Origin of the sequence: Steroidobacter sp. (assembly GCF_016790065.1) — a bacterium.
Classification (GTDB): Bacteria; Pseudomonadota; Gammaproteobacteria; order Steroidobacterales; family Steroidobacteraceae; genus Steroidobacter.
On the sequence record NZ_JAEUPY010000887.1, the window covers coordinates 19,746 to 30,186 of the forward strand.

The following is a 10,441-nucleotide window of genomic DNA, read 5'->3' on the forward strand; positions in this document are numbered from 1 at the left end:
GGCGCAGACTTACACGTCGTCGCTAGCGAATCAAGCACGAAGACCGCCCCCGGACATTAGGAATGTGCAGTGGGACAGCCATGACGCTATAGCGGTGCCAAGTCCGCCGCTGTCTATTAGTTGTGCTTATTTTTTATTCGACGATTTTGATGAGCTGACCGGGCTGCGGCTCTTTGTTGGGGTACAGATCGTTGAGCAAGCGCAGCTGCTGTTCGGGGTACTCGGACAACGGTGAAGTTTTTGCCAGGTCAGCGATGCGTGTGGTCGCGGTCGCGCGGATCGTTTTGATCTTGTACGGCTCGGCCAGCGCGAATTCGTTTTGCTTCAGACGGCGGAAGGTCTTCACCGCCGACATGAACAATGGATCGGCCTTGGGCGTGCCGCTGGAAGCCTTACTCGCTCCGGCAAAAATGTAGGCCAGATTGTTATGGTAGATCACCACATAACGCGCCGGGCCCATGCCGAACGGCGTGCTCGCGGCACGCACCACTGCGGTGTAACCCTGCAATCCATTTATTTCGATGGGTTCGGATTGACCGGCGCTGGCGCGAGCCAGCAAGCGTGAAAGAAATTCACGCGGGCCGGTGTTGGGCGGCGGCGCCTGGGTCTGCATTTGCAGAACGCTATCTTTCTGCGGCGACACTGCGACCACGCGGTCGGCCTGATTTTCGACATTCCAGCCACTCGGGAACGCCATCGTCAGCCCCAGATCGGCGTGATAGAAACGATTGCCCTTGAGCACGCCTTGCGCGCGGCTCGGGCCCATCGGCAAGCCTTCGATGGCCTTCAAATACTTTTCACGGCCCGGATCCAGATTGTCGGTGGGGCCGCCTTTGAGTTTGTCGGCCGCTTTCACCACTTCGGTGAGACGCTGATCGTTGTCCGGGTGAGTCGCGAATACGCCGTGATACACGCGCGGCTCGCGTTTCTCTTCGCGAGCCCGAGCGATCTCGTACATCTCCTGGTTCTTCAACAGCCGCACCACGTCGATCATGCTTTCGGGTGCGAAGCCGGTCTTGGTCAGATACTCGGCGCCCAGGCGATCGGCCTCGAGTTCTTGATCGCGACCGTAGCCGCTGACCAATGCCGCGCCGGCGTAATTGGCGAGACCGGCGAGATCGGCACTGCCGGTAAACAATCCGACCGCGGCGGCGCCGATGTTGGAGAGCGTCGACTTGCTCTGCTGGCGCGTCGGATGCCGCGCGGTGACGTGGCCGATCTCGTGACCCAACACGGCGGCCAGCTCGGCCTCCGAGTTGAGGTAATTCATGATGCCGCGAGTGACGTAGACGTAGCCGCCGCCGGTGGTGAAGGCGTTGATGTCCTCGCTGTCCAGAACCATGAAGTGATATTCGAGTTCGGGCCGGTGGCTGGCCTTGGCGGCGCGCTGGCCGACCTCATCGACGTACACCTGCAGCTGCTGATTTTCGTACGGCCCGCCGAACTGCTGCACGATCATCGGGTGAACTTCTTTGGCGCGCTTGATCTCGCCCGCTTCGCTCTGGAATACCAGGTCCGGGCTGCCGGTCACCGGATTGGAAGCACAACCGCCGATCAGCACCACCTGGCCGGCGACCGCCGCCAGCAACAACGCGGCACGAACCGACTTCTTCAATGACATGTGTAGTGACATGGCGGCGTCCGACTCGGCAACGGCGAGGCAGCCATTGCACTCCATAGCTCTATGTCGATGCAAATCGTTGCGAGTTGCCCTGCCGGATTCGATCGGCGCACAAATGCGTTTCGAACGGAAACGACAAAGGGGCGCCCCGGTGATCCGGAGCGCCCCTCTCGTGATAGTGCCCGCCTGCTGAATGAGCGCTTAATGCGCCCGCGTTCAGCCAGCCCGCCGCTGGTTAGCGAGCGTACTTCTTGCGGAACTTGTCGACGCGACCGCCGGTGTCGAGCACCTTCTGCTTACCCGTATAGAACGGATGGCAGTTGGAGCAGACTTCGATCTGCAGGTCATGACCCAGGGTGGAGCGGGTAACGAAGGTGTTACCGCAGCTGCAGACCACATTGATCGCTTTGTATTCGGGATGGATGCCGTCTTTCATGGCGGATATCTGGGGTCGAGCCGGGCGGAAAAAAGGGGGCGCAGTGTAGCGACGGATGGCAGCCCTCGCAAGAAAAAAACTTTCGCACTGGGGGGGCTCATTGGATTCGTAGGGACTTGACGACGGTTATCCACAAAACCTGTGGATAAGTGTGTGGATGACTGAGCGTCGCCACCCCGTCGAACCTTGCAGAAATATGACGCTGTCAAATTGGTCAATATTTCACCAGGGCATTTCACCCTGCGCTATCAATGAGTTACGAACGCCTTCTGATATATCGCATGTAATACTGTCATCAACGTGGGGCGCACACGACACTCGCTCCGGTGTGTGCATAACCCCCGCGCACACGTCGCTAAGGGATGGGTTTTCAAAGAAAATTTTGTGGCCGAGTTCACATAGCGCAGGGCTGGCGGAGGGAACTTTTCGGCGTCTCGCCACGTGCCCATTCGGTCGGATTCGGACTACGCCGGCAGGAACAGTTCCTGGAGATCGTTGAGGAAGCGCTGGCCGTTCGCGGTCGGGCGCCAATGACCGCGCGCATCGTGTTCGAGCAAGCCTTTGCGTTGAGCTGCAGAGGTGTTCGAGTCGACCGCAGCGAACGCCAGGCCGGTGCGAGTTTCGAACGCGTGCTCATCGAAGCCATCGATCAAGCGCAAACCGTTGAGCATGAACTCGAACGGCAAATCCGCGCTCGGCACCACGCGTCGCTCGCTCACCCGTAGGTCTGCGGCGCGGGACAAGTACTCGCGCGGTTGCTTCACTCGAGTCGTCCGCACGATGGCTCCGCTCTCGTCGAGTCGCGTCAGCTTGCCGTGCGCGCCGGCACCAATGCCGATGTAGTCGCCGAACTGCCAGTAGTTGAGGTTGTGGCGGCTCCTGCGACCCGCGCGCGCATATGCCGAGACTTCGTATTGCTCGTAGCCGTGCGTCGCAAGCAGTTCCTGACTCTCGATCTGCATCTGCCAGCAATCGTCTGGATCGGGCAGGGCCGGCGGCCGGTGATAGAACACCGTGCCGGGCTCCAAGGTCAGCTGGTAGTGCGAGATGTGCGCGGGCTGAAACCCGATCGCGATCTCGAGGTCGCGCAATGCCTGAGCGACGCTCTGCGCCGGTAATCCGTACATGAGGTCGAGATTGAAGTTGTCGATGCCGGCCTGCCGCAGCTCATCCACAGCGCGCCCGATGTCGTCAGCACCGTGAATGCGACCGAGCAGGCGCAGCTGTTCCTCATTGAAGGTCTGCGCTCCGAGCGACACGCGATTGACGCCAGCCTCGCGATAACCCGCGAAGCGACCGTGCTCGATGGTGCCGGGATTGGCTTCGAGCGTGATCTCGACGTCCGCAGCGAACGGAATCTGTCGGCGCACGCCTGCCAACAGTCGGCCGATCTGCTCGGGACCGAACAGGCTCGGCGTGCCGCCGCCGAAAAAGATCGAGGTAATCGCGCGCCCTTGCGCAGCTGCTACATCGCCCTGCAAATCTTCGAGCAGCGCATCGACGTACTGAGCCTGCGGCACCAACTCCGGTGCAGCGTGCGAATTGAAATCGCAGTAAGGGCACTTACGCACGCACCAAGGCATGTGCACGTACAAAGAGAGCGGTGGCAGAGCAAGTGACACGACTGACTCGTTACGAGATTGGATGCAGCTCACGCAGTTGAGCAACCAGGCCACGCAGCGCTTTGCCGCGATGACTGAGCTGATTCTTCTCCGCGGCCGGCAACTCGGCAACGGTCACAGGACGCTCCACGAGCTCGAAGATCGGGTCGTAACCGAAGCCGCCAGTACCACGCCGGTCCGGCGTGATGCGGCCCTCCCAGCTCGCCTGACAGATCAATGGCGAGGGATCCACCGCCGAGCGCATGAACACCAGCGCGCACTGATAGCGCGCCGTGCGTTGCTCGGGCGTTTTGCCTTCGAGCGCGACCAGTAGCTTGCGCAAGTTGTCTTCGTCGCTGGCGCCGACGCCGGCGTAGCGCGCCGAATAGATGCCCGGTGCGCCATCGAGCGCATCGACTTCCAAGCCCGAGTCGTCGGCGATAGCGGGCAACCCCGAGGCCTGCGCGGCGTGTCGCGCCTTGAGGATGGCGTTCTCGACGAAGCTCAAACCGGTCTCATCGACGTTCACCGCAGTGAATTGCGACTGCGGCAACACGTCGAATGCCGGCGGCGGCAACAGCTCGCGCAGCTCTTTCAATTTGCCGGCATTGCCGGTGGCGATCACCAGACGCATGTCAGTCGGCTTGCAACGCTTCGAGCTGACGCGCCAACAGCTGACCGCAGCCGTTCGCGGCCAGATTCAATAACTCGTCGAGCTCGTTGCGGCGGAAGGCGTGACCCTCGGCCGTGCCTTGCACCTCGATGAAGCCACCGCCGTTATTCATCACGATGTTCATGTCGGTCTCGGCTTCGGAGTCTTCGGCGTAGTCCAGATCCAGCACCGGCTGACCGGCCCAGATGCCGACCGACACCGCCGCGACCTGGCCGTGAATCGGGCTCTCGCGCAGCACGCCTTTGCGGACCAACGAATTCACCGCATCCACCAGCGCCACATAGCTGCCGGTGATCGAAGCGGTGCGCGTGCCGCCATCCGCTTGCAACACGTCGCAATCGACGGTGATGGAACGCTCGCCCAACGCTTTGAGATCGATGACGGCACGCAGCGCGCGGCCGATCAGACGCTGAATCTCCAACGTGCGTCCGCCTTGCTTGCCCGTCGCCGCTTCACGCTTGTTACGCGTGTGAGTGGCCCGCGGCAGCATGCCGTACTCGGCAGTCACCCAGCCTTTGCCGGTGTTGCGCAGGAAGGAGGGAATGCTTTCTTCGATGCTCGCGGTACAAAGCACGCGCGTCTCGCCGCACTCGATCAGGACCGAGCCTTCGGCGTGGCGGGTGAAACGGCGAGTAATGCGGATTTGCCGCAGCTCATCGAGAGCGCGGCCGCTAGGTCTAGCTTTCATGGGCAATTCCTAATTGGACTCGATGGATGGCGAGTCATCTCAAGCAACCATCCCTGGAAGGTCAGCCAGCCGTTACGTCCATGTACCGGCGTTCGCGCGGTTCGAGGCGACGTCAAGTCGCCTCGAAAAGGCATCCGCGCTCACCCCAAGTAGCGCGCGACCGCGGCGGTGGAATTATCGCTGAAAGGCGACGACGCCTGTACTGCGCGGCGACCCAGGGCTTCCAGCCAGGCGCGCAGCTGTTGCGTGTCGTCCCGGAAGAAGGCCGCGATGTCCGAGTCGCGCAAGTTGGCCCAGATCCCGTCGGTACACAGCAGGATCACATCGCCGGCCTGCAAGGCGTGCCGGCCGCTGATGGTCATTTCCGGGATGGCCGGATCGCCGCCCAGGCAGCATTCGACGAAGTTGCGCATCGGATGATTGGGCAACTCCTCTTCGGTGATCTTGCCCTCGCGCAACAACAGCTCGACGTGGCTGTGATCGCGCGTCCGCACCAGCATCTTGCCCTGGCGGATGTGATAGATGCGGCTGTCGCCGACGTGCGCCCAATAGGCCGCACCGTCCTGGATCAGGCACACCGCGATGGTGGCGCGCGGCCGAGCGTCGATGCTCTGACCGTTGCCCAGGCGGGCCACGTCGTCATGCGCGCGGCTCAACGACAAATGCAGGAAGCCGATGGGATCGAACATCGGTGTCGGGGTTTGCTGGAAGGAATCGAGCAGGCTTTTCAACGCTGTGTCGGCGGCACGGCTGCCATCGGAGTGGCCGCCCATACCGTCGATGACCACGAGCAGCGCGGCCTTCTCGGAGGCGGCGACTGTTACTCGGTCCTGGTTGTCCTCACGATCACCGATCAGACTTAAATCTGCATGCTCGATCCGCAAGCGCGGGCTCCGGCCGGAAGGCTCTTCAGCTGATACACTTGGCCCCTTTCAAGGCGTCGCTTTATAGCATCGCGTCAGGCACCGTGTAAGAAGCGTTTGCCTTAATCTCTCCTAGGCACCGAAATAATGATCCGCAGCATGACAGGTTTCGCCCGGCGCGAGCGCCAGGGCCCGTGGGGTACGCTGGTGTGCGAGCTGCGCACCGTCAATCATCGCTACCTCGAAACCTCCCTGCGCCTGCCGGATGAGTTGAAGGTACTGGACAACGACGTGCGCCAGAGCATTGCCGCGGCACTCCGCCGGGGCAAAGTGGACGCCAATCTGTACTTGAAGTCGGCGGCCGGCACGCAGCGCTCGCTGGAGCTGGATCCGCAGCTGCTGGACGAGCTGGTGGCGCGCGTCGATCAAGTCCGCGGTCGATTGCAGGATCCCGCGCCGGTCAGCCCGCTCGATCTGTTGCGCTGGCCGGGTGTGGTGCGCGAAGCGGACGTGGACATCAAGCCGGTGCTCAGCGCCGCCTTGGCCCTGGTCCAGGAAGCGCTGAACGAGTTGAACGACACTCGGCTGCGCGAGGGGCAACGGATCCGTGAGCTGCTGCTGACCCGTTGTTCGACCATGCGCACGCAAGTGACGGCGGTTCGAGCGCGCCTGCCCGAAGTCTCGCGCCGCATGCGGGATCGGATCGTCGAGCGCATCGGCCAACTCGGCACCGCGCCGGATCCGGAGCGGCTCGAACAAGAGCTGGTGTTGTTCGCCCACAAGATGGATGTGGACGAGGAGTTGGACCGGCTCGGTGCGCACCTCGAGGAAGTCACCTCGGTGCTGGACTCGGCCGAACCGGCCGGCCGCCGGCTCGACTTCCTGATGCAGGAATTGAATCGCGAAGCCAATACGCTATCGTCCAAGTCGCAGGACAGCGAGACCACGCGCGCGGCGGTGGACATGAAAGTCGCCATCGAACAGATGCGCGAACAAGTGCAAAACGTGGAATGAGCGAAGCGTCGGTGGCCAGAGGCAAGTTGTATGTAATCGCCGCGCCGTCCGGTGCGGGCAAGACCACCCTGGTGCGTGCTTTGATCAAGCACGTGCCGACCTTGCGTTTTTCCATTTCGTATACGACCCGCAAGCCGCGTCCCAACGAGCAGCACGGGCGCGATTATTTCTTTGTCGATCACGCCGAGTTCGAACGCATGGCGGCGGCCGGCGAATTCCTCGAGCACGCACGCGTGTTCGATAACTACTACGGCACATCCAAACCGCAAGTCGAAGGCCTGCTGCGCGACGGTGAGAATGTGCTGTTGGAAATCGATTGGCAGGGGGCGCAACAGATTCGTCGCGCGCTGCCCGAGTGCGAATCCATTTTCATTCTGCCGCCTTCGCGCGCCGCGCTGGAACAACGCCTGCGTGGCCGTCAAACGGACAACGACGAAGTCATCGCCCGCCGGCTGCGCGACTCGATCGCCGACATGTCGCATTGGAACGAATTCGATTATGTAGTCGTTAATGACGACTTCGAACGCGCTACCGCCGAGCTGCAAACCATCGTCGGCGGCCGCGGCCTGGCGCTTCGGCGCGACCGATCCGAGCTACAAACGTTGCTGCCGCGGCTGTTGGGTTAGCGTTCCGATATATTTTTTCTTGAGCCCCGGACGCTGAACTTGCCGGGGTCGCGATAGCCAAAGTTTCTGACCTGCCGCGAAGGCGCGGCTAGCACTCATCAAGGAAATGGCACTATGAAGTTCAGAACCCTGCAGCTCAGCACCGCCGCCGCTTGCGCTTTGTTGGTGTCCGCGTTGGCCGTCGGCGCCGAGGCCGAGCGGCCACGCACCATCAGCGTTTCCGGGCAAGGTGAAATTCAGGCTGAGCCGGACCGTGCTCTGGTGACGCTCGGCATCGAAGCCCGCAAGCTGAAGATGGAGGAGGCACGCGCCGAAGTCTCCAAGACGGTCGATGCGGTGCTGAAACTGACGCGCGATCTGAAGATCGATCCGAAGTACGTACGCACCACACGCATCAACATTCAGCCTGAATACAACTGGGACAACAACGCGCGTGAACGCAACCTGATCGGCTACTTCGTGTCGCGTCAGGTCGAAGTGGAACTGCGCGATCTGGACAAGCTCGGCTCGTTGTTGGAAAAGTCGTTCGATCTGGGCGTGAATCAGGTCGGCGATCCGCGTCTGGATTCGAGCAAGCGTCGTGATCTGGAACGTGAAGCACTGGCCAAGGCCGTGGCCGATGCCAAGCTGAATGCCGAAGCCGTGGCCAAGGCCGCTGGCGCCCGCATCGGCGCGCCGCGTTCGATTGCCGCTAGCTCGGGTTATGTGTCGCCGCCGATGCCGATGATGAAAGTGCAGGCCATGCGCGCTGAAGCTGCGTCCGACGCATCGGGCTCGTACCAGAGCGGCCAGATGGGATTCACTGGCTCGGTGCAGGTCGAGTACGATTTGATTCCGAATAGCCCGTAACTGCGCCTGTCTCGGGAGGCGGCTTTTTCATGAACACCGGCTCTCAAGGAACGCTACGCAGCGCTGCCCTCGCGGCGCTGCTTCTGCTTCAAGTTACGGCTCACGCCATCGAGAAGCCGAAACAGGCGCCACCGCCGGAAGCGCCGCCCGCGCCGCCGCCGGTCACCATCGCACCTACCGACGAAACGCAGTTCCAACAGGTCCTGCAACGAGTGAGTGCGTTTCGCAGCCTGCGTGGGTTGGGCGTCAGTGATCAAGTCATCGAGCAACTGTCGCGCGGCGAAGCCGATCAAGCCGTCGCCGCGTTGAACACACTCGCGGTTCAAGGCAACAAGCAAGCAGACATCGCACTGGTGCGCGTCCAGCACTGGTGCAATACCGTTACGTCGGCGCGCCCCACCGATTGGCAAGCGCAGCTGCCTCAAGTCGGCAAACAATTTCCGTCCGACCGCGCACCTCGCGTCGCTGGCTTGCTGAAAGCGGAAGCCGAGTTCGGTCCCAAAGCCAAAGCAGGTTGCCAACGAGCACGCTTCGACTTCGGTGGTATCGAATCACGGTTGCGAGCTGCCGCTAATTCCGGAGATCCGGCGAGCGCCACCGAGTTAGCACAATTCGCACGCGATCCAGCGAAGCGTGAAGCGCTACTGCAGTCGGCGATGAGTAAGAATTACCCGCAGGCCATGTATGCAGCGGCGAGCAATCTGTTAGCTGCCGTCCAGCGCGGCGAGACCACCGAGAACGTCGGCAAGATTCGCGAGTATCTGAAGGTCGCTGGCCGCGCCATTCCCAAAGCCAAATTGGATCTGGCAAATTGCATGGCCGTGGGCTGCGACGGTCATCCAGCCGATACGCGCACGGCTCTAGCCTTTGGTACGGATGCCGCGCGCGACGGCGAGCCCACTGCTTTCCTGTCGATGGCCCGCATGCCTTGGGGCCGACAGATGCCACGAGTGCAAATGCTGGCTTGGCAGTACTTCGGCGATCAACTCAATGAAGCGGGTTGTCTGGGCGACGCGTACATCGCTACGTCGTTGGGCTTCGCGCAAACGATTCCAATGCTGGAGAGAGGCCAGCCGCCGCAGGTCTTGGAAGCGGCTAAAACTCAGGCCGAAACGTTGTGGAACGACAACGGCGCGCGCGCCAAGAAAGAGAATGGCTGCCCTTAAGCAGCGACGCGGTCGACCAACAACACGGTGCCATCGACACCGGTAACGCGCGCCTTCGCACCCGGCGGCAAATTCGGCCCGCGAATCGACCATTCGCGATTACCCAGGCGGATGCTGCCCGATCCGTTCTGCAGTCCTTGCTCCAACACCACCACCTGACCGATATGACTATGGCCGGAACGATGGCTGGCGAGCGGGCTGTTCAGCTCACGTTGTTTCAGGACGTGCTGACGCCAGAAGTACCAGCCGAACACAGTGGTGGCGAAGAGGGCAAACCAGATCATGGCAGTGAGTAAAAACTAACGTGTCGAGAGCTTAGCAGCCAAGCCTTGCGAGAAACGACGAATGGAGTCACAGCTGCACTGTGATCCTTATCCAATGGCATCGACCGGAACCGCCGCGACTTTACGAAACGTGTCGCTTTGCTGCCATGCTAGTTTCCGTAAGTTGTGAACCAACTTCGGGTTCCGTGGACCGGACTGGACTTCAGCTGGCGCGTTGTGAGGGAACACCCGGACGACGCTTAAGATGAACCAGCAAAAGTGAAATCGCGGCCGGCGTCACACCGGGCACGCGAGCGGCACGACCGACCGTGTCCGGCCGTGCTTCTTGTAAGCGCTGACGCACTTCCATCGACAAGCCACGCACCTGCGCGTAGTCGATATTGTCCGGCAAACGCGTGTCTTCGTGACGGCGCTGACGTTCGACTTCATCCTGCTGCCGATCGATGTAGCCGGTGTATTTGGCCTGCACTTCGACCTGCAACTGCACTTGTTCAGCCAGCCGTTCATCGACGTCGGCAGCAGTCATCCACTCTGCTTTGCCGACCTGCTCGATGGACACGAGCGCCTCGTACGACACTTCCGGCCGACGCAACAAATCGAAACCGTGCGCTTCGCGAGCC

Annotated in this window: 11 protein-coding genes and 1 pseudogene; 4 read left to right on the forward strand and 8 right to left on the reverse strand. The window is 61.6% G+C overall.

Features of this window, described 5'->3' with window-relative positions; genetic code table 11:
- Positions 1 to 133: 133 nt before the first annotated feature.
- The 6 genes from JNL55_RS35655 to JNL55_RS35680 all read right to left on the reverse strand — a co-directional run bounded on the left by JNL55_RS35655 (position 134) and on the right by JNL55_RS35680 (position 5,903).
- Positions 134 to 1,633, reverse strand: coding sequence for a M48 family metalloprotease (locus JNL55_RS35655; protein WP_293866288.1), 1,500 nt, complete (start codon positions 1,631 to 1,633; stop codon positions 134 to 136).
- Positions 1,634 to 1,856: 223 nt separating this feature from the next.
- Positions 1,857 to 2,057, reverse strand: a complete 201-nt coding sequence (gene rpmE, locus JNL55_RS35660; protein WP_293866291.1) for a 50S ribosomal protein L31 — start codon at positions 2,055 to 2,057, stop codon at positions 1,857 to 1,859.
- 464 nt (positions 2,058 to 2,521) lie between these two features.
- Positions 2,522 to 3,679: a radical SAM family heme chaperone HemW gene (gene hemW / locus JNL55_RS35665; RefSeq protein WP_293866294.1), complete on the reverse strand. Its 1,158-nt coding sequence runs from the start codon at positions 3,677 to 3,679 to the stop codon at positions 2,522 to 2,524.
- 10 nt (positions 3,680 to 3,689) lie between these two features.
- A complete protein-coding gene (gene rdgB, locus JNL55_RS35670) occupies positions 3,690 to 4,292 on the reverse strand; it encodes an RdgB/HAM1 family non-canonical purine NTP pyrophosphatase (protein ID WP_293866297.1) in 603 nt (200 codons plus the stop codon).
- Position 4,293: 1 nt separating this feature from the next.
- On the reverse strand, positions 4,294 to 5,019 hold the full coding sequence (rph, locus tag JNL55_RS35675) for a ribonuclease PH (RefSeq protein WP_293866300.1): 726 nt from the start codon (positions 5,017 to 5,019) through the stop codon (positions 4,294 to 4,296).
- Between the two features lie 140 nt (positions 5,020 to 5,159).
- Complete coding sequence (locus JNL55_RS35680) at positions 5,160 to 5,903, reverse strand: PP2C family protein-serine/threonine phosphatase (RefSeq protein ID WP_293866303.1); 744 nt, start codon at positions 5,901 to 5,903, stop codon at positions 5,160 to 5,162.
- A 138-nt stretch (positions 5,904 to 6,041) separates the two neighbouring features.
- Here JNL55_RS35680 and JNL55_RS35685 point away from each other — a divergent pair, with 138 nt between their 5' ends.
- From JNL55_RS35685 to JNL55_RS35700, 4 genes are all read left to right on the forward strand, one after another.
- Positions 6,042 to 6,896: a YicC/YloC family endoribonuclease gene (locus JNL55_RS35685; RefSeq protein WP_293866306.1), complete on the forward strand. Its 855-nt coding sequence runs from the start codon at positions 6,042 to 6,044 to the stop codon at positions 6,894 to 6,896.
- An 11-nt stretch (positions 6,897 to 6,907) separates the two neighbouring features.
- Entirely contained in the window at positions 6,908 to 7,522 is a 615-nt protein-coding gene (gmk, locus tag JNL55_RS35690; protein WP_415923233.1) for a guanylate kinase, read from the forward strand.
- Between the two features lie 114 nt (positions 7,523 to 7,636).
- Positions 7,637 to 8,371, forward strand: coding sequence for an SIMPL domain-containing protein (locus JNL55_RS35695; RefSeq protein ID WP_293866312.1), 735 nt, complete (start codon positions 7,637 to 7,639; stop codon positions 8,369 to 8,371).
- Between the two features lie 29 nt (positions 8,372 to 8,400).
- The gene (locus JNL55_RS35700; protein WP_293866315.1) at positions 8,401 to 9,537 is read left to right on the forward strand and encodes a hypothetical protein; all 1,137 of its coding nucleotides are present in this window, start codon (positions 8,401 to 8,403) and stop codon (positions 9,535 to 9,537) included.
- Here JNL55_RS35700 and JNL55_RS35705 read toward each other — a convergent pair.
- Together JNL55_RS35705 and gidA are read right to left on the reverse strand one after the other, a co-directional pair.
- Positions 9,534 to 9,821 carry an NfeD family protein gene (locus JNL55_RS35705; RefSeq protein WP_293866318.1) on the reverse strand — a complete coding sequence of 96 codons (288 nt, stop codon included), beginning with the start codon at positions 9,819 to 9,821 and terminating at the stop codon, positions 9,534 to 9,536. The genes JNL55_RS35700 and JNL55_RS35705 overlap by 4 nt on opposite strands.
- Positions 9,822 to 10,023: 202 nt before the next feature.
- Positions 10,024 to 10,441: pseudogene (gene gidA / locus JNL55_RS35710) on the reverse strand (tRNA uridine-5-carboxymethylaminomethyl(34) synthesis enzyme MnmG); the annotation flags it as partial.